The sequence below is a fragment of the Cetobacterium sp. ZWU0022 genome (genome assembly GCF_000800875.1).
Lineage (GTDB): Bacteria > Fusobacteriota > Fusobacteriia > Fusobacteriales > Fusobacteriaceae > Cetobacterium_A.
This window is the reverse complement of record NZ_JRJZ01000077.1, coordinates 19,109-45,806: the sequence shown is the minus strand read 5'-3', so window position 1 is coordinate 45,806 and position 26,698 is coordinate 19,109. Positions and strand designations below refer to the sequence as shown.

22 protein-coding genes are annotated in these 26,698 nt (G+C 26.7%); 11 read left to right on the top strand and 11 right to left on the bottom strand.

The annotated features are described in order from the left end of the window. Positions 1-37: 37 nt before the first annotated feature. Positions 38-2,155: a TonB-dependent receptor gene (locus tag L988_RS06220; protein ID WP_047382615.1), complete on the top strand. Its 2,118-nt coding sequence runs from the start codon at positions 38-40 to the stop codon at positions 2,153-2,155. A 43-nt stretch (positions 2,156-2,198) separates the two neighbouring features. Here the strand turns inward: L988_RS06220 and L988_RS06215 are convergent, their stop codons facing one another. The 9 genes from L988_RS06215 to L988_RS14030 all read right to left on the bottom strand — a co-directional run bounded on the left by L988_RS06215 (position 2,199) and on the right by L988_RS14030 (position 12,697). Then, complete coding sequence (locus tag L988_RS06215; RefSeq protein ID WP_047382614.1) at positions 2,199-7,253, bottom strand: putative mucin/carbohydrate-binding domain-containing protein; 5,055 nt, start codon at positions 7,251-7,253, stop codon at positions 2,199-2,201. A 177-nt stretch (positions 7,254-7,430) separates the two neighbouring features. Continuing rightward, positions 7,431-8,147: an energy-coupling factor transporter transmembrane protein EcfT gene (locus L988_RS06210; protein ID WP_047382613.1), complete on the bottom strand. Its 717-nt coding sequence runs from the start codon at positions 8,145-8,147 to the stop codon at positions 7,431-7,433. A gap of 2 nt (positions 8,148-8,149) precedes the next feature. Beyond that, positions 8,150-8,929 carry an energy-coupling factor ABC transporter ATP-binding protein gene (locus tag L988_RS06205; protein ID WP_047382612.1) on the bottom strand — a complete coding sequence of 260 codons (780 nt, stop codon included), beginning with the start codon at positions 8,927-8,929 and terminating at the stop codon, positions 8,150-8,152. After that, positions 8,914-9,735 (bottom strand): ATP-binding cassette domain-containing protein, encoded by an 822-nt coding sequence (locus L988_RS06200; RefSeq protein WP_047382610.1) that lies wholly within the window; start codon positions 9,733-9,735, stop codon positions 8,914-8,916. Before L988_RS06200 ends, L988_RS06205 begins: the two co-directional genes overlap by 16 nt. Continuing rightward, positions 9,719-10,243 carry a CD3072 family TudS-related putative desulfidase gene (locus tag L988_RS06195; RefSeq protein ID WP_047382607.1) on the bottom strand — a complete coding sequence of 175 codons (525 nt, stop codon included), beginning with the start codon at positions 10,241-10,243 and terminating at the stop codon, positions 9,719-9,721. Before L988_RS06195 ends, L988_RS06200 begins: the two co-directional genes overlap by 17 nt. Positions 10,244-10,245: 2 nt before the next feature. Continuing rightward, positions 10,246-10,800, bottom strand: coding sequence for a CD3073 family putative ECF transporter S component (locus L988_RS06190; RefSeq protein WP_047382604.1), 555 nt, complete (start codon positions 10,798-10,800; stop codon positions 10,246-10,248). Positions 10,801-10,879: 79 nt separating this feature from the next. Continuing rightward, positions 10,880-11,488 (bottom strand): hypothetical protein, encoded by a 609-nt coding sequence (locus L988_RS06185; RefSeq protein WP_047382603.1) that lies wholly within the window; start codon positions 11,486-11,488, stop codon positions 10,880-10,882. Further along, a complete protein-coding gene (locus L988_RS06180) occupies positions 11,476-12,549 on the bottom strand; it encodes a ParA family protein (RefSeq protein ID WP_052191724.1) in 1,074 nt (357 codons plus the stop codon). The genes L988_RS06185 and L988_RS06180 overlap by 13 nt, the downstream gene beginning before the upstream one ends. Before the next feature lie 13 nt (positions 12,550-12,562). Continuing rightward, positions 12,563-12,697, bottom strand: a complete 135-nt coding sequence (locus L988_RS14030) for a hypothetical protein (protein ID WP_255359931.1) — start codon at positions 12,695-12,697, stop codon at positions 12,563-12,565. A 611-nt stretch (positions 12,698-13,308) separates the two neighbouring features. Between L988_RS14030 and L988_RS06175 the strand changes: the two genes are divergently transcribed. The 9 genes from L988_RS06175 to L988_RS06135 all read left to right on the top strand — a co-directional run bounded on the left by L988_RS06175 (position 13,309) and on the right by L988_RS06135 (position 23,677). Further along, positions 13,309-15,147, top strand: a complete 1,839-nt coding sequence (locus L988_RS06175) for a hypothetical protein (protein ID WP_047382601.1) — start codon at positions 13,309-13,311, stop codon at positions 15,145-15,147. A gap of 474 nt (positions 15,148-15,621) precedes the next feature. Next, entirely contained in the window at positions 15,622-16,065 is a 444-nt protein-coding gene (locus L988_RS06170) for a YaiI/YqxD family protein (protein WP_047382600.1), read from the top strand. Positions 16,066-16,087: 22 nt separating this feature from the next. Further along, positions 16,088-16,315 carry a zinc ribbon domain-containing protein gene (locus tag L988_RS06165; protein ID WP_047382599.1) on the top strand — a complete coding sequence of 76 codons (228 nt, stop codon included), beginning with the start codon at positions 16,088-16,090 and terminating at the stop codon, positions 16,313-16,315. A gap of 44 nt (positions 16,316-16,359) precedes the next feature. Continuing rightward, positions 16,360-16,737, top strand: a complete 378-nt coding sequence (locus tag L988_RS06160; RefSeq protein ID WP_047382598.1) for a VOC family protein — start codon at positions 16,360-16,362, stop codon at positions 16,735-16,737. A 138-nt stretch (positions 16,738-16,875) separates the two neighbouring features. Continuing rightward, positions 16,876-17,736: a hypothetical protein gene (locus tag L988_RS13255; RefSeq protein WP_052191723.1), complete on the top strand. Its 861-nt coding sequence runs from the start codon at positions 16,876-16,878 to the stop codon at positions 17,734-17,736. A gap of 9 nt (positions 17,737-17,745) precedes the next feature. Continuing rightward, the gene (locus L988_RS06150) at positions 17,746-18,468 is read left to right on the top strand and encodes an MBL fold metallo-hydrolase (protein ID WP_047382596.1); all 723 of its coding nucleotides are present in this window, start codon (positions 17,746-17,748) and stop codon (positions 18,466-18,468) included. Positions 18,469-18,574: 106 nt separating this feature from the next. Next, positions 18,575-20,725, top strand: a complete 2,151-nt coding sequence (recQ, locus tag L988_RS06145) for a DNA helicase RecQ (RefSeq protein ID WP_047382594.1) — start codon at positions 18,575-18,577, stop codon at positions 20,723-20,725. Between the two features lie 155 nt (positions 20,726-20,880). Next, positions 20,881-22,029: a hypothetical protein gene (locus L988_RS06140; RefSeq protein WP_052191722.1), complete on the top strand. Its 1,149-nt coding sequence runs from the start codon at positions 20,881-20,883 to the stop codon at positions 22,027-22,029. A 43-nt stretch (positions 22,030-22,072) separates the two neighbouring features. Then, positions 22,073-23,677, top strand: a complete 1,605-nt coding sequence (locus L988_RS06135) for an AAA family ATPase (RefSeq protein ID WP_047382593.1) — start codon at positions 22,073-22,075, stop codon at positions 23,675-23,677. Between the two features lie 44 nt (positions 23,678-23,721). Here L988_RS06135 and udp read toward each other — a convergent pair whose 3' ends face one another. Together udp and L988_RS06125 are read right to left on the bottom strand one after the other, a co-directional pair. Further along, positions 23,722-24,489, bottom strand: coding sequence for a uridine phosphorylase (gene udp / locus L988_RS06130; protein ID WP_047382592.1), 768 nt, complete (start codon positions 24,487-24,489; stop codon positions 23,722-23,724). Positions 24,490-24,510: 21 nt separating this feature from the next. Next, a complete protein-coding gene (locus L988_RS06125) occupies positions 24,511-25,869 on the bottom strand; it encodes an MFS transporter (RefSeq protein WP_047382591.1) in 1,359 nt (452 codons plus the stop codon). Positions 25,870-26,020: 151 nt separating this feature from the next. On the opposite strand from L988_RS06125, the gene L988_RS06120 reads away from it, so the two are divergent. After that, on the top strand, positions 26,021-26,689 hold the full coding sequence (locus L988_RS06120; protein WP_047382589.1) for a cyclic nucleotide-binding domain-containing protein: 669 nt from the start codon (positions 26,021-26,023) through the stop codon (positions 26,687-26,689). Positions 26,690-26,698 lie beyond the last annotated feature (9 nt).

Sequence of the window (26,698 nt, the reverse complement as noted above, 5' to 3'; positions counted from 1 at the left end):
TTATTTTGATTATCAAATATTTAGTCGGAGGATTTCAATGAAAAAACACTTTATTTATTTAGGGCTTGTAATCTCAGCTCTAAGCCATGCTATGGAACCTGGTAGTGAAGGAGTGTATCTAGAGAAGAGTGTTATCTCTACTGTTGGATATGAACAATCTTTACAAAATACTACTAAAAACATTCAAATAATTACAAAAGAGGAAATCAGTGAAAAAAACTTTAAAGATATAACAGAAGTTTTGGAAAGTTCACCTCTAATCACAATTACAAGAAACTCTGTCGGAGAAAGTATTCAAATGAGAGGAAGTGGATTAAACTCTAAAGCAACAGTTCAAGTTCTTGTTGATGGAGCTGCTATAAATCCAGTTGATATAAACCACGGTACTTTACCGTTAAATTCAGTTTCTGTATCATCTATCGAAAAAATAGAGATTCTTCCTGGGGGAAATGGAGTTCTTTATGGAGATGGATTCACTGGTGGATTGGTTAATATAATAACTAAATCTTCTGTTGATAAAACAGGAGGGTATGTTGGATTTAGATATGGAAGTGACAACGAACGTAGATTTGAAACAGGAACTTCTATAAAAGTAAATGATAATCTAGCTTTTATTATTGATTATTCTAAAGAGGATAACGACACTAATAGAGATTATGAAAATACAAAAAATGAGCATTTTAATTTAACTACACTTTTAAAATTAAGTGAGGATGACAAATTAAAATTACAATATACATACTACAACAAAAAATCTAAAACAGCTGAGCTGTTAACCAAGGCTGAGTTAGATGCTAATGCTTCTCAATCAGGAGTAGATTTTACTGGAGCTGAATTAGGTTCTTCTGCTCTTGAAGGCTCTACCGATCAATTAGATAAAAGTAACTTAACTAGAAATGAGTTCGCTATGAACTACGATAAAACTATCAACTCTAAAGTTTCACTAAATTTAAATATGAGCTACCAAGAGAATAAAAATGATGTTCATACAAAAGAAGCTACTATGGCCAACTTTGGAATGCTTGATTACAGAGACTACTATGCTGATAGCATAGGTACATTTACAGATGAAAAATTTAAAATCAATCCATCTATTAAATATGAGTATGGAAATGATAGCTACCTTATTTTTGGATATGACTATAAGCTTCAAAAAAGTAGTAGAGACTTTGAAAACTTCATGGATATGTATAAAGTTTATAACTTAGATAGTGAAAAAGAGAGTCATGGTGTTTATGTATTCAATAAAACATCTGTAGATAAATTACAATTCTTACAAGGTGTTAGAAGAGAGTGGACAAAATATGATACAACAAAAACTACTCACTACTACCACAGAGTTACTCCTGGATTTGTAAATGGAGGATATGTTGATACTGGATTACAAGTTGAAGAGATAAAAAAATCTATGAGAAATGATAGTTACGAGTTTGCAATCAACTACCTATACTCTGATACAGGTAATATCTATACTAGATTTGAGCAAAGTTTCAGAACTCCAGCTCCAACTGAGTTCCAAGATAAGATAAATAATGTCTATGCTATCAACGATTTAAAAGCAGAAACAAATCAAACTATTGAAATAGGATTAAAAGATTTTGCTTTCGGAAGTTTCATATCATTAAACGCTTTTGCAGGTAGAACTAAAGATGAGATCTATTACGAAGAAGTTACACACGGAAAACACTGGACTTACTCAAACTTAGATGAAACTAAAAGAAAAGGGTTTGAAATGGGATTAGAGCAATCTGTTGGAAAATTTGTATTCTTCGAAAACTTAGCTTTTGTTGATGCTACTATCTCTAGTGATTCAACAAATAGATCTATCGAAGGAAATCATGTTCCATATACTCCTAAAACAAACGCTAATGTAGGAACAGCTATCTATTTTACAAATAACTTTAATACAGCTTTAACTCTTAACTATAAAGATCAATACTACTTAGATAAAGAAAACAAATATAAAGCTAAAGATGCTGTTTCTTTAGATTTAAGTGTTAACTATACTCTTGATAATGGTTTAAAACTATTTGGAGGAATCAACAATCTTCTTGATAGACAAAACTTCGATCAAGAAGGTATCTCTAACGGAGAAAAAGTTTACGATCCTTCAAGCGGAAGAACTTTCTATTCTGGATTTAAATATACTTTCTAATAAACAAAAATATCTTCGGTCATGACCGAAGATATTTTTTATTCTAATTTTGTGTATAGTATTTCAAATTTTCGTTTAAAATAGCAAAATAACTACTTTCTAAATTTATATTGAAACAACCAGTTGATAAATCATATGGTGTATCTTCTACAAATCCTTCTATTGCTAATCTATTATCTTTTTCTAAATGATATAATTTGATATAATCTGTCTCTTCAAAGTTTAAGTTATTTAAAGCAGCTGCAAACGACAAGCTATTTTCATTTGCATTTACACTACAACTTCTTTTTATAACTCCATCTTTACTAAATAATATAAGTTCAGCATATTTACGTCCGTAATGGAATGGATGAACAATCTCTTCTCTTCCTTCTGCTTCAAACTTCATTAGATCATAATTGAAGGTTACCTCTAAGAAATGTACATTATTGTACCCTTTAAATATAAGTTTATTTTTTTCTCTTAATTTATTTTTTGCATCTTCTAATCTTTGAATCTCTAAACTAATCTCATCTGCATTTAAATTTGGAACTATTAACATTGACACAGCATAGTCTAAATGATTTTTGAAATAGTTATAACTTATTTTAGTATATTTTTCTGAAGATATTTGCGAGTATTCCTCAACTTTCTTTCTTAACTCAGTTTTATCATCTGATAAATCTAACAAAGTATTCGTATACTTTAAATTTTCATTTAATATATAGAAATAACTATTTTCTAAATCTACATCAAAGCAACCAGTTGATAAATCATAGGGTGTGTCTTCTATAAATCCATTTAGCATTAATCTACCATTTTTTTCTAAATGATGTAGCTTAATATAATCTGTTTCTTCAAAACTCATCGCATTTAAACTATCTGCAAATGTCATACTATTTTCATTTGCATTTACACTACATCTACCTTTTTCAATACCTTTTTTATTGAATAATACAACTTCAGAGTATTTACGTGAATATTGATACGGATGAATCATATTTTCTATTCCAGTAGCTTCAAATTTCATTAAATCATAGTTGAATGTCAATTCTGAGAAAATAGTATTATTATACCCTTTAAATATAACTCTATTTTTCTCTCTCAATTTATTTTTTGCAATATCTAATCTTTCAATTTCTAAATTAATTTCATCAGTAGTTAAATTAGGAACTTCCAATATTGACTGAGCATAATTCAGATGATTTTTAAAATAATCATAGCTTTTTTTAGTATATTTTTCAGAAGGTATCTGTGAGTATTCTTCAATTTTCTTTCTTAACTCAGTTTTATCATCTGATAAATCTAACAAAGTATTAGTATACTTTAAATTTTCATTTAATATATAGAAATAGCTATCTTCTAAATCTATATCAAAACAACCTGTTGATAAATCATGTGGTGTATTTTCTACAAAGCCATTTACTACTAATCTACTATCTTTCTCTAAATGATATAATTTAATATAATCCGTTTCCTCAAATATTAAACTATTTAACTTATTTGCAAATTGGATACTATTTTCATTTGCATTTACACTAAAACTACTTTTTACTATTCCTTTTTTATTATATAAAATAACCTCTCCATATTTACGCCCATAGTGGAATGGGTGCACTATTGAGTCCGTTCCTTTTGCTTCGAACTTCATTAAATCATAGTTAAATGTTAATTCTAAGAAGTGTACATTGTTATATCCTTTAAATATGATTTTATTTTTTTCTTTTAGATTATTTTTTGCTTCATCTAATCTTTGAACCTCTAAATCAATCTCGACTTGAGTTAAATTAGGGGTAGATAACATTGATGTAGCATACTCTATATGACTTTTTAAATAGTTATAACTTACTTTCGTATAATTTTCTGGAGATATTTCTAAACACTCCTCAATTTTATCTTTTAATTTAGATTTATCATCTGATAAATCTAATAAAGTATTCGTATACTTTAAATTTTCATTCAATAGATAGAAATAACTATTTTCTAAATCTATATCAAAACAACCTGTAGAGAGATTATACGGTGTATCTTCAACAAAACCACTCACTACTAATCTATTATTTTTTTCTAAATGGTACAACTTAATATAATCTGTTTCTTCAAATGTTAAACTATTTAAATTGCTTGCAAATGTCATACTATCTTGATTTGCATTTACACTACAACTACCTTTTACTATTCCTTTTCTATTGTATAGTATAACCTCTGAATATTTACGTGAATATTGATATGGATGAATCATATTTTCTATTCCACTAGCTTCAAATTTCATTAAGTCGTAGTTGAATGTCAATTCTGAGAAAATAACATTATTATATCCCTTAAACAGAATTTTATTTTTTTCTCTTAAGGCATGTTCAACATCATTTAACTCTTCTAAAATTAATGTTATCTCCTGTTCTGTTAAATTTGGTGTTTCTAACAACTGTTTAGCTTTTTGAATAACCATTTGTAGATTATTAAAAGAAAGTTTTGTATACTCACTAGAATCTAACTTTTCTAATTCTTCAATCCTATCTTTTAACTTAGTTTTATCATCTGATAAATCTAATAATATATTTGAATATTTTAGATTTTCATTTAGTATATAGAAATAACTATTTTCCAAATCTATAGCTGAACAACCATTATTTAAATTAGATGGCGTATTTTCAACAAATCCTTCTATTATCATTCTGCTATTTTTTTCTAAATGATATAACTTAATATAATCCGTTTCTTCAAAAGTTAGTGTACTTATAGCTTTAGCAAACTCTAAACTACTCTCATTTGCTTTTATTGAATAATTTCCTTTAACTACTCCTCTTCTATTGAATAGCTTTATTTCTGCATACTTGCTACTTCCATGGAATGGGTGTATTGTTGTGTCAATTCCCTTAGCGTCAAGCATCATAGAATCATCGTTGAATACTATTTCACAGAAGTTAACATTATTGTATCCTTTAAATATAATTTTATTCTTTTTTCTTAAATTCTGTATTGCTTTTTCTAAATCTCTATATGCCTCAACAACTTGATTTTCTAGAGCATCGTCATCTTCTAGAACTTCTATTGATTTACCTAATGCTAAAACATATTCATCGTAACTATTTTTAGAATAATCATCTTTGTTATAGTTGCATTCTTTTATCAGTTCAATTAAATCATCTTTATTTACATTAAGTTCTAATTGAACTTTTGAATACAATATATCTGATTTCATTATATAGAAATATGAGTTTTGTAAATCTAGATTTTTAACCCCGTGATCATAATATTCTTTAGTATCTTTAATTTCACCTAGTAAAGCCAATCTATTAAACTGCTCTTTATGCGAGAGTTTTAAATAGTCTCCTTCTATAAATTTCATTTCATTTAATAGATTTGAAACATAATCAGCATTCGAAGATCCCGCTACAGAATATCTATTTTTTAATTTATTTTTTTTATTATAATGCTCTATCACAATATATTCTGGTGAATGATAATGTACATTAGCTGCTACTCCTGATGATGATGCTATAAATTTCTTATTTACAAAATCAAATTCTACTCTTAAAAAAACTTCATCTTTGAATCCTTTGAAAAGTACTTTAGGTTTATCATCTGAAACTATAATATCAATCTCATGACTCGAAACTTTATTTTTTTCAATTGATTTTATTTTAAACTCTGAATTTAAATAAATTATCTCTGGAACTAAGAACGAAAACTTTCCTAACGAATCCGCTGTTACTATATATCTATTTTGACATAATTTTATTTCTATTTCAGCCTCTGGATTAGCTATTCCACTTAAAGTTCTATTTCTACCAGGGTATATTTTTCTCACTGTAGGCGGTATAGAAATATTTCTCACCGAATCAAACCAAGAGTTTTGATCTATATATAAATATGAAGATTCAGAAGAATCAATTATATCATCAATTGCATTAAAATCTGTAACATCTTGTAGTTCACACATCTTTATAAAAGGTATTACATTTAATTTATATTGCCTAGCTATAAAGTATGCGACAAAATCCCAACCATAATACTTTCCTTCTTCTCTCCAGAATGTTTCAAGCTTTTGCATAAACTCATTGTCAATACTATCAATAAATGCTAAGAAGAAATACATAGGTACTATTCTCTTGTTCTGTTCACCTTTAGTTAAATAATCAATATATGACGTTACTACCTTTGTTTCTTCATATTGTTGCTTATTCCCATATGCCCAAGACCAAGTAGGATCATTTTTATCTATTCTTGTTTTAGAATTTGCAAACATATTGTTCCAATACTCTGTGAATCCCCATCCTTGCTCATAAAGATGACCGTACTCATGATACATACCCCAAACAGCTTCACCTTTTTTAGGTCTTCCAAAATATGATAAAATATTATTAGGAGCACAATCTAGCATAGTACTTCCAGCCGACATATATCCTCTATGCTCTTCTCTTCCAGTAACTAAGAAAAAACCTTTTCTAGGTCTATGCATATCCTTCTCATTATTTTCATCTAGACCAGCTAATTTATTATATAAAGCGATTATATCCTCATTCATCTCTAACGTTTCTAATATATCCATTGGTTGTTCGTTATTTTTCTTTATAAGATGCTTTATCATTGGAATGTATATTCTCACATTGTCACTTATAAGTAATCCTGGATCATCTCCATTCTGATTTAAAAATACTTTCTCGTGAAAAGCCTCTTTAGATAAAATATTCCTTGAAATCTTTTCCTCTCTTATATCAAAAATAGAAGCAAGTATATAATCTGATTTATTCATTTTTACTTTTACACTAAAACTAAATCTTTCATCAACTGAATCTAATCCATTTTTAATATTTTGTACATCTATAAATAATCCTCCCATTTCTGGAATATCTATTTTAGTCCATACATTTACAGGAATTTTTTTTATACCTTTTAAATTTACTATATTATGTAAATTTATATTGGCATCACCAGTTATATTTTCTCCCTCTATTAAAATCTCAATTGAACAACTTTGTAAAATTTTTATACCTAATGGCTCGTTAGAATGAATACTATAATTAAACTGTTTACTGTCTTCACTTGTTGATAAACTTGTGTTTCTATAAATTTTTAACTCTTCTATAGTTTCATTAGTTTTTATGTTCAAACTCATATTAAAGCCTCCTATTTTTCATTTTTGTATTTTTATTTCAATTTCATTTAAAAACTTTTGTAACAATATTAACATACTATCTATTATTTTTCAATTATATTATCAAAAAAAAATACCATAACCATCTACAGTTTAATGTTTTATAAAATGTAGTGACTATGATATTTTTATTAAGATTTAAAATATTATACATAAAAATGAAAACATTATACAAAATATAGTTACAAGAATTAAGTGTTGATAATCTTTTTTAAGAAACCTATAACTTCTCAATCTACTTCTTACAACTCCATTTCCATATCCTCTAACTTCCATCGATAGCGCTAAATTTATTGCATTTTGAATTCCTGAAATAACAATTGGAAAAAAAAGTGTTGTTATATTTTCTACTTTTTCTTTTAAAGTCATCAATTCATAATCGATTCCTCGAGCCTTTTGGGCTAACACCACTCTTTCAGCTTCCTTTTGTAACATTGGAACAAACTTAAATGAAAGTGCTGTAATAATTCCTATCGATTCTACAGGAATCTTAAAAATTTTTAAAGGGGATAGTGTTTTTTCTATTACAAAACCAATTTCTCTTATCTCTAGTGATGAAACCATCGAAGTAGCTAAAAATATAATTATAATCAATCTAGAAAAAGATATAACTACATAATCAATTGGTCTTCCTATTAAAAAAAAGTTTATAACTACTATTGAAATCATTAATCCCGAAGAGTATTTTAAAATCTTTTTTAACTTCTCTACATTTATAGAAAAAAGTCTTATTTGATAAAATATTACGGGTAACAAAATTAAAATTTGATAAGATTTTTTTATAAATCCCAATGCAATTATACAGATTAGAGTTGTATAAAATACAGTTCTTGGGTCAAACTTTTGTAATTTCATAACTATCTAATCCTTTCTAGAAGTTCATCAATATTTCTTATATTTTCTGTAGAAACACCAAAATTATTCATAATTTCACAAAATTTTATAAAATCCAAATCTGAATTTTTTAAAACTTCAAAAGGTTTTCCTTGTGCTATAATTTTACCTTTTTCCAAAGCAACAACATTATCACCATACTCTAATACATCTTCTAAAAGATGAGATATTTGAATTATTGTTATTCCACTTTTTTTCAATTTATCTAAAATTGTAAAAAATAACTTTTTATTTTCTATATCAAGACCTGCAGTAGGTTCATCTAATAACAAAATTTTAGGAGATGTTATTAGTATTGAAGCTAGTGCTATAAATCTTTTCTGTCCTCCACTAACTTCATACGGAGATCTAGTTAGTATATCTTTTGACAACTTCAACAACTCTAAAATTTCATCTAGCTTTTTTTCAATCTCTTCAGGTGATATTTTTCTTTTCACTAGAGAATAAATTATTTCCTCTTTAATTGTGCTATTAAAAAATTGTTTTTCTGTATATTGAAACATATAACCATAATTTTCTCTATAATCTTTCAAGTGTTCTTTTAAAGAAAGGTTTTTATTTTTCCAAAAAATATCTCCTGTTTTGTTTTTTAATAAAAATCCTATAGTTTGAAGTAAAGTTGATTTTCCACTTCCTGTTTCTCCTATAATAAAATTATAACTTCCACTTTTAATATCTAAATTTATATTTTTTAATACTATTTCTTCATATCCTGAATTTATTTCTCTTAAAGAGATTTCCATAAACTTTCCCCCATTTTATCTAAATCAAAAACATTTTGTGATAAATTAATTCCTGTACGCAAATAAATGTTTTTAGCTACCTTAAACATCGTGGGAAGATCTAGTCCTGCTCCAAGTTCCCCTTTTACTAAAAGTTCGTTAAAATGCTCTTTAGAGCCTTTAAAATCGATTTCACTCCCTTTCAATAATAAAACCTCATCACAAAACTCTATTTCTGATAAATGGTGAGTTATTAAAATAATTGTTACTCCTTTTTCTTTTAATTTTTTTAAAAGATTTAATATTATTTTTCTATTGTGCGGATCTAACATAGAAGTAGCCTCATCAAGTATTAAAATTTTAGGATTTAATGCTAAGGCAGAAGCTATACACAATCTTTGCTTCTCTCCTCCTGAGAGTTTTGATATTTTTTCTAAATTTCTTCCTTCAAATTCAATCTCCAATAGTAGTTCATCTATTTTTCTTAGCATAACCTCTGAATCAAACCCATAGTTTTCCATTGAAAAAGCTATCTCCTCTTCAACAATATCCGTAACAATTTGCTCATCTGGATTTTGAAAAACCATCCCAATTTGTCTTCTACAATGATATAAATTAGTTTTTAAGTTAACATTGTCTATATAAATCTCTCCGTTTTTAGGTTTTTCTATACCTAAAATTAATTTTAGCAATGTACTTTTTCCAGAACCATTTTTTCCTAATAAAGTATAAAACTTACCTTTTTCAAAATTAACAGTTAATTTTTCAAATATAGATTTCTCGTCATAAGAAAAATCTATACACTCTAATCTAATCAACTTTTTCACTCCATTCTTCTACATCATAAAAATTTAAAGAGATGTTTTTTTCTTTTAAAATTGATTCTAAAACTTCCATAAAGACACCTTTCTCAGAAACTAATTTCACCCTACCTCTAATATCTTCTAAGCTTTCATAGCAACTAGTTTCTCCTTCCCAATCTGCTCTACAAGTTTTATTCACACCACAACTTGGACTTCCCGAAATTCCATAAATGCCCTCTATTTCATAACCATTTTTTAAATAGTCTTTAATTTGATTTACAATTGGAAGCAGCATTTTTTTACTTTCATTTACAAATCCACTATATTCAAATTGATCTTTTACATGTCCCCATCTTTTTAAACCTAAAATGTTTATTTCTGGACAAGGTAATTGTATAATTCCATAGTTTTTTAAAATTTTATTTTGTAAAAACTTTAAAAATTCATCTTGCTTTCTAGCATAAGGTTTAACCACACTATTTTGATTTAAAATACAATGTGATATTATTATAATTTTTTTAGATCTATTCATTTTTATCCTCTTATTTTATTTAATATACTTTTTGGAAGTTTTGCTATAAGTATAGATACAATAATACATGATGAAACTTTATCTATTAAATTAGACATAATTCTTGGAATAAATGCTGCTGTAAAGATTTTTTGTCCACTTTTAACAAGCCATCCTGTTAAAATATCCATTGATCCTCCTGCTAGACCTCCAAATAAAGAAACTGCTATAGGTGTTCCAACCAATGGAGCTACTATTGAAAGCAATATTCCTGTAAATACAGCTATTTTGAAGTCAAAACCAAATTTTTTAACAATATATCCTACAACTATTCCTATTATCATATTAACTATAGCAAATGGTAATTCTATTGGATTATTTACAACTGATGTAATAATATTAGTTATCATTCCCGTAATAGCTCCAAAAAATGGTCCCAGTAACGCTGCAGATAATATTGTTCCTATTGTGTCTAAGAATAAAAAAGGAATATGAAGTGTCTTAGCTAGTGTTGCCAGTATTATATTTAACCCTATTCCAAGTGCTGAAATTGTTATTGCCAATGTTTTTTTATTCATTTTTTCTCCTCTGTGTAAATCCTAATTAAATAAAATTTTATATATTATACAAAAAAACCTTTATTTACAAAAGGTTTTTTTATAATAATTCTTTTTCTAGTTCAAATATAATTTCTTCTATATTTGATAATTTTTCATCACTAAATTCATTTATATTTATAATTTTTAACAATCCAGTTAATTTTATTTTAAGATTTTCTTTTTTTATATTTTTTTCTGTTTGAATTTTATTTTGAGATAAATTTTCTTTAAATTCTTTTATTTTTTCTTTTGGATTTTCTGATTCTAAAATTTCAAAAACTATTTTTTCGTTATTTTTTTCTATTTTTTTAATATCTTTAATTGCTCTATCTGGTAATTTATATATTTCATTTGAATTATATTGTAAAGATAGCTGTCTTCTGTCTAAACATAGATAAACAAAATCTTTTTTAAATCCTAAACTTTCATACCATTTTCCAAACATACCATTTTTATTATTCGAAAAAATTTTATGGGCCTCTAAAAAAACATCCCCTAATTCTTTTAAATTTTCTTTTAATAAATTTCCTGTATGAGTTGCTTTTTTTTCTAATTCAATCAGTATTTCTTTATCTTCTTGATTAAAATCAGTATAATCAAATCTTGATTCAAACTTATCTTTTTTTATAATAACTTCACTTTTTTTATAGTTTGCTAACAATCCCATTTAATAATTTCCCCCACTAAATTTTTATAATCAATTGCTGCTGTACATGATGAATCTATTTGATAAATAGAATCTTTATTAAGACCTAACAAATTTAATTTTGAACATGTTCTTATTGTTGTTTCTGTTGTTTTAAAGTTATCTTTTAAATGTTCAAAAATTTCTTTACTTACTTTTTTTCTTTTATCTAACTTTGTTGGTAAAATTAAAGTATTTTTTATTTTGACGTCTAATTCCTCTTCTGTTTGTTCTAAAGTTTGAATTAAAAGATTTAATCCATCTAAAGCCAAAAGTTCTGTTTCACAAGGAATTAATACATAATCTGATGCATAAAGAGCATTTACAGTAAATAAATTCATACTTGGTGGACAATCTATAATTATATAATCATACGTTTTTTCTAATTTATCTAAAGCTTTTTTTAATAATTTTTCAGTTCCAAATTTAGATGTCAATTGTCTTTCTGCTAGATTTAATATTAAATTTGATGGAACTAAATCAAAATTTTGAGTTTCAATAATTACATCATTTATGTTTTTTTGATCAACTAAGATATCTTTTATTGTCAGTTTTGGAGTTTCATTTAATGCTGTAAATGTTAAACTTGCTTGTGGATCTGTATCTATTAGTAATACTTTTTTATTTTCTAAAGTTATTCCTGATCCAATACAGTGTGTTGTTGTTGTTTTTCCAACACCACCTTTAAAATTTATAATAGAAATTATTTTAGACATTTTTTCCTCCTGATTAAAAGTTATTTTCATCTGTTCTGTTGTAATATCTATTTTAACTAATTGATTTTTTTTATAGCCAATTTTTTCAATAATTTCCTTATCTAGAGTTATTCTATAAAGTTTTGTATTTCCATTAGCTTGAATAATTAATGGTTGTCCATTTTCGCATTTTTTAAAAGTTATTTCATTTAATTTTTCATTATAAATAAAATTTAAAAACTTAGGTTCATTCATTATTTTAATTCCTTTTATTGGAATATTCAAATATGCTGTTGATATTTTATTTTTTTTGTTAAATGTTAAATTTATTTTTTTTTCAAAAATCATTTAATCTCCCTATTTAAGATAAAAGTAATTGAGCTATTTTATAAGCTTCTTCTTCTGATTTAACGATATATGTTACTTTTTCTTGTTTTGAATTTTTTTTAAAATAAAGAGTTACTTCAATTCCATTTTTTAAAGTTATTAATCTCATAAATTATACCCTCCTTGATTTTTAGAGGATAAAATGATATACTTCTATTGCCAGTAGGGGTATATCATTTTGAATACCTCTTTTTTTATTATAATTAAAGAATACTATATAAATTTTCAAAAGTCAACGCATATTTTAATTTAAATATTAAAATGCGTTTATTTTTTTAAATAAACTTTTAAAAATATATTGTTTATAGTTGTTTATATATTGTTATATATTGTTATATATTGTTATGTACAAAAAAAATGAAAAAAAAAAGCTTTCAAAGCCTTTATTTATAAGCGTTTATAATCAATTTATGCTTTCGTCATTAGGTGGGAGTATTCTTCGTCATTAGGTGGGAGTATTTATCAACACTAGATGGGACATCTTTCGTCATTAGGTGGGAGCATTCATCAACATTAGATGGGAGTATATATAAAATTGTATTTTTTTATCAACATTTATTGGGAGTATATTTTTTATAAAATAAAATTTCTTCATTAAGTGGGAGTATTTTTCTTGAAAATTATCAATATTTTAGGTATAATCTATTAGAATCTAAGAAAAAGTATAGAAAAAAGTGAGATATACCCATATAATGACGAAAAAATTGTTGGAGTTGATTTATGAAAATAACTAAAAAGAAAAAAAGCAACAATTTAAACTTTCAAGAGGTAATTGATACACCCGAAACAGAAATAGTAGAAGAAAATATAACCTTAGATGAAAGTTTTTTGAAAAATAGAGCATTGATACGTATGGATATGAATATAATTCAATATCCTATATTTAGTAAAAATACAAAGAGAAAAACAAATCAAATTGTCAAATATTATTTTAATAATAATCGAGATACGTATATTACTGTTACCCCAGCTTCAGGTTATCATATTCCCGGAGAGATGGAAGAAAAAGTTTTTATTGTTTTAATGAAAATAATGAAAGATCGAGGAATGCCACAGAAATTTTGGGTAACGTTGAGTGAACTAAAAAAAGAATTAGGACTCAATACAAATAGAGCTAATGAGCTTATAAAAAAAAGTTTATTAAGAATAGCTAATACATTTTATAGTTTTAAAAATACGATGTATTTTAATGAATTAAAATCTGTATTAAAAGAAGAGATAACAAGATCGATTTTTGAATTAGATATTGTTAGTTTAGAGAGAAAAGAAAATGCAGAAATAAAGGCACAGATAAATGACCGAAGAATAAAGGAGATTTATCAGATTAAGATATCAGATTTTTTCTATAAGAATATTTTAGCAAAAGGATATTTAGTTTATGATGCTGCAGTACTATTAGAAATAGAATCTAGTACAGCAAGAACAATTTATATGTTAATTGAAAAACTTAGATTTAGTGAAACATATTTAAAAATAGATGTAATCTATCTAATAAAAAGAATTCCATTAAAATTTGATAAAACAAACATTGGAAGAACTGTAAAAACTTTGATGAAAAGTTTTCAAGAATTAAAAGAAAAAGAATTAATAAAAGATTTCATTTTGGAAAAAGATGGAACCTGGGAGAACGCTGAAGTTGAAATCTTTTTCTATGATTTTACAGTTCAAGATAAACAACAAAGATTTTTTGATGATTTAAACGAGTTTAGACATCTTACTCAGAGTCAACTTTTAGTCAGTCATACAGAAAATAAGGATCTTCAAGAAGAGGAAACAGAAAATCTAAAAGAGTTTATTAATGTCACTCAAGAGATGATAGATGAAGTTTTAAACTTAATGCCGGCAAAAGCAAAAACTTTAAAAACGATGCCAAAAACTATAAAAGATTCTATAGAGTCTTATGGACTAGAAAAAGTTCAACAAGTTGCAATTTATATGAAGAAAAATAAAGTGGATAAAGTTAGAGCTTATTTTATAAAAGCTTTGGAAAACGATTGGACTAAAGATGAGGAAATAGTCAAACTACCACCTAAAAAAGTAATTGTTGAACAATTACCATTAGATGATCATAAAATTGAAGTTGATGATTTTATAAAAAAAGATTTTGAAAACAATTTCCAAAAATTTTTAGTATTAGATGATCAAGAGAAAGAAATTATTGAAAAAAATGCATATGATTATTATATAAAAAAATGTGGTCAAGATACAAAAATTCAGAAGATTGCATTTAAAGCAGCAAAGAAATCTTTGACTTTAGAATATTTAATAGAAACAGAGTATTTTAAAAATAAAGAAAATAATATTGAAGAAATTGAAATTTTATCAGAAGAGATAAAAAATAAAAAAGGAATGACTTTATCTGAGATTTATGATTCTGTTAGCCAAAAAGTTAAATTTTATTCAGGACTTTTTGAGATGAATTTTGATGAAACTATGATGTTAAGGCTTGAAGCAGGAAAAGAGATACTTTTATATAAGAATTTGGATGAGATAACAGAAGAGATTTTAATTGAAATGGTTAAGTCTGTTGTTTTAAGATTAAATAGTAAAAAACAATAAATAAAAATTATATAAAAATATCTTCGGTCATGACCGAAGATATTTTTATATTTAAGTTATAATTAATCTTGGAACAATATCTAAAGTTGAATTGCCATCGAATTTTTTTGTATATTCGATTTAAAGGTGGTTTATTGTACTCAAAAAAGACTTTTAGACAGTTCTCGAGAGCTAATTTCAAATCCCTGTCTTGAATCTTTTTAATGACGATATAATTACCAAGCGTGGCATAATCAAACTTTAGAGAATTGAAAAGTTCAACTATAGATTCTCCTTTAGATAGATTTGCAAAAGAGGTTTCATATTAAAGTACTCCCTGAATCAATTACAAATACTCTACCGTTTTTTTATCAGCTCTAAGGGTTTCTAAAAAAGTGAAGAGTTTTGAAAATGAAATAATATATGATTCTTGATTTTTGATACTTAGTTTTGCTAAAATAGTAATAGAAAATAAATTAATTAAAGGAAGCTAAGATGAAAATAATAATAGATGCAGATGCCTGTCCAGTTACAGATATTGCAATAAAAGTAGCAAAGTCTAAAAATATAAGTTGTTTAATAGTGTGTGATAATGCTCATAAGATTGAAAGAGATGGAGTGCAAACAGTTGTTGTTTCTCAGGGAGTAGACGCAGTAGATTTTACAATTATTTCTAAAAGTGAGGAGAAAGATATAATTGTAACTCAAGATTATGGATTGGCATCAATCGTTTTATCAAAAGGAGCTCATGCAATAAACCAAGATGGGTTGATTTATAATAAATTCAATATAGAGAGTTTACTTTTTAGTAGACATATGTCTCAAAAGCTAAGAAATGCAGGAAAGAGAACAAAGGGGCCTAAGAAAAGAACTCAGGAGCAAAACATTGAATTTGAAAAGAAATTGATTAAACTTTTAGAAGATATAAATAAGTTATAGAAAATTATTTTTGGAGGAGAAAATGGAAGATCAAAAATGTTTAGAGTGTGGTTGTGAATTGGAAAAAATTGGAACTGAATATACTTGTAAAAGTTGCGAAGTAAAATATATAAAAAAAGCTTATTGTCCTGACTGTGGAAGTGAACTTGAAAAATTAGCAGCGTGTGGATCTTTAAGTTATTGGTGCAATAAATGCAACGAATTAAAATCAAGAAAAACAATAATACAAAAATTGACAAAAGATGCATAATTAGGTTATTATTTACTTGAATATATTTTTAGGGAGGAGTTAGAATGAAATTTGTATTTAATCACTTTAATATCAATGTATTAAATCTTGAAAAAAGTATGGAGTTTTATAAAAATGCGTTAGGGCTTATAGAGGTAAGAAGAAAAGAAGCTGAAGATGGTAGCTATATCTTAGTTTATATGGGAGATGGAGAAACTGGATTTACAATAGAGTTAACTTGGTTAAGAGATAGAGAAGAAGCTTATGATTTAGGAGATGAAGAGTTCCACTTAGCTTTTGTTGCTGATGATTACGAGGCAGCTTATAAAAAGCATAGTGAAATGGGATGTATTTGCTATGAGAATCCAGCTATGGGAATTTATTTTATAAATGATCCTGATGGATACTGGTTAGAAGTTATTCCACCTAGAGTTGTAAAGTAAAAATTGGATAAATTTAGTTAGATAGGGTCTATTTTGACCCTATTTTTTATATCATAATATTTCAAAAAAACTATGATATCATAATATTTCAAGGTATAATATAGTAAAATTAGAAAATAAAGGAAGTGCATCAAAATTATGTTAGTAACAGGCAGTATTTTAATTATAATTGCAGTTTTTTTAGGAGTTATACTTAAAAGAAAAAAGAAAATAAAAATGACAAGAAAATTAAGAAATAAGGCTATTAGAGAACAAACACATAAAGTTCAGCAAATAAAAGAGAAAAATTCAACTGATGATAAAACGAAGGAAGTGTTAAAATATAAAGAGATTTATGATGACTTGGGTTATGATGAAAATGGTTATGATAGAGAAGGCTATGATAGATTTGGTTATAATAAAGAGATTTATGGAAATGATTTTGCAAATAGTTATTCTAGGTCTGATTACGATAAATATGGTTATGATAGAGCGGGTTATGATAAGTTTGGTTATAATAAGGCAGGTTATGACAGAATGGGATATGATTGGAATGGATATAGCAAAGCAGGCTATGATAGAACTGGTCATGATAGAAATGGTTTAAATAAATCTGGAATCTCAAAAAATATTAAATTAAATTCAGAAATTGACAAAACTAGCTATGATAAATTTGGCTATGATAAAGAGGGTTACGACCGAAGTGGTTACGATAGAAATGGTTACGATAGAGCTAGATACGATAAATATGGTTACAATAAAGCAGGATTTGATAGAACAGGCTATGATAGATTGGGATATAATAGAGAAAGTTTTAATGTAGAAAATCATGATGAATATGATAAGTACGGCTATGACAGAGCAGGTTATGATAAATATGGTTATAATAAAGCTAGTTATGATAGAGAGGGTTACAATAGAAGTGGTTATAACTCGAAAGGTTATGATAAAGCAGGGTATAATAAATATGGTTATGACAAGAATGGCTATGATAGAAATGGTAAAAGCAAATCAGTTTAGGAGGAAGTTATGAAAAGTTTAAAAGTATTTTATATATATCACAGCTGTTTTGTAGTTGAAACAGAAAAACATTTATTAGTTTTTGATTACTATAAGATGCCACTAAAAACTGATATAGATGATATATCTTTAGTTGATATGATTTCTAAAAGTTTGAAAAAGGTGATGATATTTTCTTCTCATGGCCATTATGATCATTTTAATAAAGATATTTTAAACTGGAAAAATGAAAATCATGAACTAACTTATATTTTAAGTAGTGATATAGTTTTAGATAGAGATATAAAAAATTGTCATCAGATGTCAGAGGATGGAATTTTAAATTTAGGAGATATAACGATTAAAGCATATGGGTCGTCTGACTTAGGTGTTTCGTTTTTAGTAGAAGTGGATCAAATGAAAATTTTCCATGCTGGAGATTTGAATTGGTGGTATTGGAAAGATGATACTGAAGCAGAGGAAAAATATATGAGAGAGTTATATAAAGGGATTGTTGAAAAAATTAGAATCAATAAAGATATAGATGTTGCTTTTTTCCCTGTTGATCCAAGACTAGAGGAGTTCTGCTATTTAGGAAGTGAATATTTTGCTGAAAATATAAAACCTAAAGTTATAGTTCCAATGCATTTTGATGAGAATTTTTATGTTAGTAGTGAGTTAAAAAAGAGAATTCAAAAATATAATGTGGATGTTATTGAGATATTTAGAACTAACTCTTTGATAGAAATTTAAAAATGAGAAGATATCTTCGGTCATGACCGAAGATATTTTTGTTTAACAGAATAGAAGAAATAAGATATAATATAATTATATAAAAATATAAAATAAGGAGGGTTGAATGACGGAAAAAAATGTTGTTTTAAAAAAATATTTTGGTTATGAGAATTTTAGAGAAGGGCAAGAAGAGATAATCAGTAATATTTTAGAAAAGAAAAATACATTAGCTATTATGCCAACTGGCGGTGGAAAATCTATATGTTATCAAATCCCGGCAATAATGTTTGAAGGCTTAACAATTGTAATTTCACCACTTATATCTCTTATGAAAGACCAAGTTGATGCTTTAAACCAAAATGGAATCCCATCTACATTTATTAATAGTTCTCTTTCAAATGACGAATGTGAAATGACTTATAACTCCTTAATGAATAACGAATATAAAATTATTTATATTGCTCCAGAAAGATTAGAAAATAGTAGATTTTTATCAGTTATAAAAAAAATAAAAATATCTCAAGTAGCTGTGGATGAAGCACATTGTATATCTCAATGGGGTCATGATTTTAGAGCTAGTTATAAAAATATAAAGACATTCTTGGAAAGCTTAGATTACTCTCCAGTAGTAACGGCTTTTACTGCTACAGCTACATCAGAGGTAATTCAAGATATTTTAGCTAGTTTGAATATAAATGCCAATATATTTAGAAATGGATTTAGAAGAAAAAATCTAAAATTTTCTATTTTGAAGAATATAGATAATCTTAAATTTATTCAAAAGTTTATCAATTCTCATTCTGATGAAAGTGGAATAATATATGTTTCTACTCGTAAAGAGTGTGATAAGATTTATGAAATTTTATCTCAAATAATTAAAGTTGGAAAATATCATGCTGGTATGTCTGATGATGAAAGAATGTCTAATCAAGAGGATTTTATATTGGATAAAATTAAAATAATTGTTGCGACAAACGCATTTGGTATGGGAATTGACAAATCAAACGTAAGATGGGTTATTCATAATAATATACCTAAAGATATTGAAAGTTATTATCAGGAAGCAGGAAGAGCAGGAAGAGATGGACTTGACTCAGAGTGTGTTCTTATTTATCATCCGAAAGATGTGGTGATTCAAAAGTTATTTATAGAGAACGAAAATACAGATTCTGAGTTTTCAAAAATAAAATATGAAAAACTATCATGTATGGAAAACTATACAAGAACAAATAGATGTCTATCAGAATACATAGTAAACTATTTTGGGGATACATTGGAAGAATCTTGTGGAGTTTGTAGTAACTGTGAAAATGAAGGAGAAGTTTTTGATATAACAATTGATGCACAAAAAATTATATCATGTGTTGGAAGGCTAAATGATAGGTTTGGTGTTAAATTGATTTCAGAGGTTTTAAAAGGAGCTAATACAGCCAAAATAAAAGATTATAGATTAAATGAACAATCTACATATGCGTGTTTAAAAGATAAAAGTTTAGAAGAGATAAAAATAATTATTGATTATATGATAGGATATGAGTATTTAAAAGTAAGTGAAGGTAAATATCCTCTAATAAGATTGACAGAAAAAGCATACTCTTTTATTAGAAATAATGAAACTTTACTTATGAAAATTTTAAATAATGATACTTCTATTCAAAAATCTAAAAAGAGTTTTAAAAACAGTGCTTCACTATCATTGATAGAGGGTGGGGAAAATCTATTTAAGATTTTAGCAAAGTATAGAACAGAAACCGCCATTGAATTAAAGGTTCCACCATACGTTGTTTTTTCAGATAAAACTTTAATTGAAATATGTAACTATAAACCAAGAAGTAAAGCTGAGTTACTTGGAGTAAATGGTATGGGAGAAATTAAGTTTGAAAAATATGGTGATTCAATTCTTTCCATTTTAAATAAATATATTGAAGAAACGAATGATAGTAGTGTAACCTCTAAATTAGAGATTTCAACAAAATCAACTTTAACTAAATCACCTAGTTACAAAAAGACTGCTGAGTTATTTATGGAAGGTTTATCTATTGAAGATATTGCAGCAACTCAGCAGATTGTAGTTACTACGGTTCTTAACCATCTTTCTAAAGCTAAGAAAGAGATTGTAGGATTAGATTTGTCAAGGTTATACACAACAGAAGAGAAAGGTTTAGTGATTGAGGCTGTGGAGAAAGTTGGAATGGAGAGATTGAAGCCAATAAAAGAATACCTACCTGAGTATTTTTCATATGATAAAATAAAAATAATTTTAATAGATTTGTAAATTTTAAAGTAATTAAAAATTATTGATACTTTATATCTAATAATAATACTGTATTTTGAGGTGATTTTTTTGAAAAAATTAAAAGATTTATCACTATTTAGAGTTTTTGCAAAGAATAAGAATTAAGAAGCTGAAGTGTTTTAGAGGAGTTTGAGATGATTAAATTTAGTGAAAAAAAATTTGGTTCAATTGGTGTAGTTGGTCATGTAGGATGTGGTCATTGTCACAGCGTTAATGGGCAAGTACAAGATGATTCAGTTGGACTAGCAGTTATATTATATTTTTTTCAAAAAGTTACAAAGTTATCGTTAGAAATATTTGATATAACTTTTGATGAAAATAAAATTATAGTAAACTTAAAAAACGGTGGTATTGGATACGGTATTGCTCGAAGAGGAATAACACCATTTGAAAAAGATATTATAAAAAAGTTAATAGGAAAAGAAGCATTGATGACTCATACTATTGTTTTAAAAGAGTTTGGTCGAATCTATGGGCAAGGAGTTTTAGAGGTACCTGTAGCGTTACAATCAGCTATTGCTAATGCTTTGTTAGATGGTTTTTATAAAAAATTTCCTGATAATTTCAAAATAACAAAAGAGAATGTTGGAGATAATTATGGATATATTTTAGGAGCTGTTTTAGATATAGGAAATACATCAGTATCTTTTTTAGCTACAGTCAATGCTACTCTTGGAGGAATTGGTCCTAATGAAGACTTAGAAGGCAATTCTAACTATTTTTCTAAAAAATTAATTGTTGAATATTTTAAATTAGATAAAATTCCGACAATTGTTTTAGAATCTAAATTATTTAATGATGCTTTAGGAGATTTAAAAACTGATACTTTTATCGTAAGAGGAGATAAACAAGATGATAATATTGATGTTGTTAATGCATTAGTTGAAGCTTGTAGTACTTTAAGCTATCCTTTTTGTTATTATGATTTAGGAAGTATGAAAAGAAAAGTTGATTCTCTTAAATTAAAAACTATGGATATAGGGAAGAAAATTGAAAAATTAGGAAATGAATTAGCTTTAGCTAATCTATCAGAAGAAAAAGTTCGAATTGTTTCAGAGTTAGCGACAATAGTTAGTCAAGATTGCGGTGGAGTGACATTTATGTCTAATCATATTCATAATGAAATAGGTGGAGCAGGATTGATAAAGAAAACAGGTGCTGTTCTAAGCTTAGGTGTCTCAAAAAAATATATTAATGATAATATTATTCCGTATCTAACTAAAGAGGATCTAGAAAAATATTATCAAATCGTTCTAAAGACAATTTCTATATTAGAAAGATAAAATATGGTATACTTAAAGAAAATATATTAGTGAGGTGAAAAAGATGGTTAAGAAAAAGTTGCCTGTAGGAATAGATAATTTTAAAGAGATAATAGAAAATAACTATTATTTTGCTGATAAATCGATGCTAATAAATGAAGTGCTAGATAAAAAATCTAAAGTAATATTATTACCTAGACCTAGAAGATTTGGAAAAACTTTAAATATGTCAATGCTTAACTATTTCTTTAACATAGAAGATAAAGAGTCTAATAGAAAATTATTTGATGGATTAGATATTACGAATACAGATAAAATGGAGTACGCAGGGCAGTATCCTGTTATATATATTAGCTTAAAAGATATAAAAGTTAGTAATTGGGAGCTATGTTTAGAAAAGTTTATGGCTTTGATAAAAAAAGAGTATAAAAAATATGGATTTGTTTTAGAAGATAAAAGAGATGCACAGGAAAATTCACTTTTAAATTTATCTGAGCAGTTATATGAAAAGTTTGGAAAAAAAGTAATTATTTTAATAGATGAATATGATACACCTTTAGTTACTGCTCATTCACAGGGATATTATGATGAAGCAATATTCTTTTTCCGTAATGTTTTGAGTGCAGCATTAAAAGGAAATCCATATTTAGAATTCGCAGTTCTTACGGGAATACTGCGAGTAGCAAAGGAAAGTATATTTTCAGGGCTTAATAATCTTACTGTATCTACAATATTAGATAATAATTTTAATTATTTTGGATTGAGTGAAAAAGAAGTAGAGATAGCTTTAAAATACTACGAGTTAGATTATGAAGTAGAAGAGATTAAAAAGTGGTACAACGGTTATAAATTTGGAAATAAGCTAGTATATAATCCTTGGTCTATTATAAATTGTATTAACAATAAAGAGATTAATCCATATTGGATAAATACTAGTGACAATGCTTTAATAAAGCAGTTGCTAAATAAAAATGATTCTAAAGTATTAGATGATTTAAAAGCTGTTTTTAGTGGAAATGAAATAGAGGAAGTAATCACAGAAAATATAGTATTTTCTGATTTAGATGATGTGGATACAATCTGGTCGTTGATGTTATTTTCAGGATATTTAACATATGATAGATTGCAAATTTCAGATATAACTGGTGCAAAGACATATTTCTTAAAAATTCCAAACTATGAAGTGCAGTCATTTTTTAAGAACAGTTTTATTAAAGAATATAGTCATGGAAAAACAGCTTTGTATTTTAAAATGCTTGAGGATTTGTATAAAGGTGAGATTGAAAGATTCCAATATAAATTTAAAGATTTATATCTATCAGCAATAAGTTACCACGACGGTGGAGATAGTGAGAAGTATTATCATCACTTTATGCTAGGTCTTCTTTTAACTTTAGGTGATAAATATATAATAACTTCTAATAGAGAAAGTGGTTATGGAAGATACGACATAGCTTTAGAGCCTAAAGATAAGAGAAATTTTGGATTGATATTTGAGTTTAAAATAGGAGATAAAAACAGTATCCATGAGAAAGCGAAGGAAGCTTTAGCTCAAATAAATGAGAAAAAATATGATATATCTATGAAAAATAATGGGGTATCAAAGGTAATAAAAATAGGAATGGCTTTTAGCGGAAAAGATGTTGCTATTGAGAGTGAAATAAACTAATGAGGTGAAAAATATCTTCGGTCATGACCGAAGATATTTTTGTATTAATGATTACCTTTTTCAATTAATTTTTCAATAGCTCTTATAGCTACTTCTGTTTCTAGAGTTGTATCATAAAAGCCATTGTTTGATAATCCAGCTTTAGCTCGTTCTTGATTTGCTACAGCAAGCAAGATAGTTCCACACTTAACTTTTAAATAATTTGCAACAGTAAATAGTGCTGCTGATTCCATTTCAGATCCAAGACATCCCATTTGCATCCATGCTTTCCATTTTCCTAATAATTCATAGCTAATAGGCATATTTTCAGGCTCGTGTTGACCATAAAATGAATCTTTACATTGTACTACACCAACATGAAATTTTGCTTTTTTTTCATTTGCAGCTTCAACTAATGCATTTACAATTTCATAATTTGCAACAGCAGGAAACTCGATAGGAGCATACTCTTTACTAGTTCCCTCCATTCTGACAGCTCCAGTGGCAACAATAAGATCACCACCTTCAACTTTTAAATCCATTCCTCCACATGTTCCTAGTCTAATAAATGTATCAGCTCCTGCATCAACAAGTTCTTGAAGTGCAATAGCAGCACTAGGCCCTCCTATTCCAGTAGATGTCACACTGACTTTTACTCCATTTAAGTATCCAGTATATGTTGTATATTCACGTAAGTCAGCTATTTTTTTAGCATTTTCAAGATAAGAAGCTATTTTTTCACAACGTTTTGGATCACCAGGTAAAATAACATATTTTCCAACATCTCCATTTTTAATTCCAATATGAAATTGTGTTCCATCTGCTCTTTTCATAATATATTTTCCTCCTATTTTTTACTCTTTTATTAGAGATTTATAAATAATACTTACTGTAATGAAACTAGTAAAAATAATTCCGATAAAAATAAGTAATATATTGCTATAAACTATAGCATTTTTTGAAATATTAGTGATGAATGCATTGTCTTGTAATGAGTTTATAGTTAATAATTTTCCAGTTATTACGATTCCAGTGGATGAAGTTATTTTTATACAAAGATTGAAAAATCCTAGTCCAGTTCCACGCATTTTTAATGGTAGTGAATTTATAACTAAAGTCATTATTGGTGTATATAAAATTGAAAAACCACCATTGAATAGGCATGACATAATTATTAGTGGAAGTATATTTTTATCAAGAAGGAAACTTCCAATTAAAAGACCGAGAAACATACTTTCAAGACCAGTTATTAAAGTCTTAAAAACACCAATTTTTTTTGTTATTTTACTTCCTAAAATACCAATAGTCATACTTATAATACAACTTGGAATTAAAATTAATGATATTTTACTGGGCTCTATTCCATATATATGTGATGTCATAAATGAAAATAGGAATGAGTAGCATCCTTGGATAGAGTAGGTAATTAATACTATTAAAATAATTAATAAATATTTCCAATTTTTAAAGAAATCAATTGTAATAAAAGCATTTTTATTTTTACTGATATATAATAAAAAGATTATAGATATTAGTAAGCAAATTATAAGAATGCTAGTTTGCATTAAACTAAAATATAAAGATATAAACAATGCCAGTGTTCCCATTAAAGATATTCCTAAGATATCAACTTTATTTTTTTGATTTTTAGAATCTTCAGGTAAATATTTTATAATAAAAGGAATACTTATAATAGAAATAGCAGGAATTATAAATAGATATTTCCAACCGATATATGTAGCAAAAATTCCTCCTAATAAAATTCCAAGCATTTGTCCACCAGAAAAACAAGCTGTATTGAAGCCATAATATTTCATATGTTTGTCATTTGGTAGATATTTTGTTGCAGTAAGTATAAGTAATGCAGATGCAGATGTTCCACCAGCCATCTGAAGAGATCTAAAAATAAGAACAGCGAAAAAGTAATTGCTAAATATAAATGCACCCAAAGAACTAATAACTTGTATTCCTATTCCAGTAATTAGCAGTTTCTTAATAGATATAAAATCTGATAAAGCAGTATAAAATACATATGCTACTCCCATTGTAAGCATAGCTACAGATGAAATTAAACTAACATTTGCTGAGGTAATAGAAAAATCTTTTGCAATAATTGGAGCACAGATATTGAGTGCTTCTTGTAAGCTTCCTGTAAAAATAAAGGCCATCATAATAAAAGGCATAACTTTTGAAACATTATTTTCTTCTTTCACTTTCTTCTCCTTTTAAACTAAATATAATTTTAATTTAAATGATTGTATTTAGTTTTTAATAGTTTTTTTTATTTCTTTTTGTTCGTATTTATAATATAATAAATAAAAATTATTTTTTCACTGACATCTGTCAGTAAATTGGAGGTATTTTTTGAAAATTATAAAAAATGATTTGTTATTAGAAAACAAAATTAGAGAATTTAGTATTGATTCTATGTTTTACAATGATTATAGAAAGTATATGCAGCTTTTATATTTTACTAAAAAAGAAGTTATATATAATCAAGGTGATAATTTAAATGGAATATATATTCTTATATCTGGTGAGATAAAAGTATCTTTCTCTCTAAGTAATGGGAAAGAAAATATTTTACGGAAATTAAAAGCTCCAAGAATATTTGGTGAAATAGAGCTACTTTTAGATAAGTTGGCACCATCTTCAGTTGAAACTATAGAGGATGCTTATTGCATATATCTACCATTAAAAGAGTGCAAGGAATTGTTATTGAATGATGTTGTTTTTTTAAGAGATATTGCATATAATCTTTCTGATGCAATTTATAAAAGTAATAGTAAATCTTCTATTAATCAAGGTTTATCACCAAAGAATAGGTTAGTAGCATATATTTTTGCTATTGAAAAAAATCAAGAGTTTATTTGTGATATAAAAGAAGTTGCTGAATTTACAGGAATTAGTGAAAGACATCTTTTTAGGATATTAAATGAGTTGATTCAAAAGAAATATATAATTAAAGAAAAGGGTTATTATAAAATAATTAATGAATCTGCTTTGAAGGAAACTATAGAAGATTTATATTAAGAAACAAAG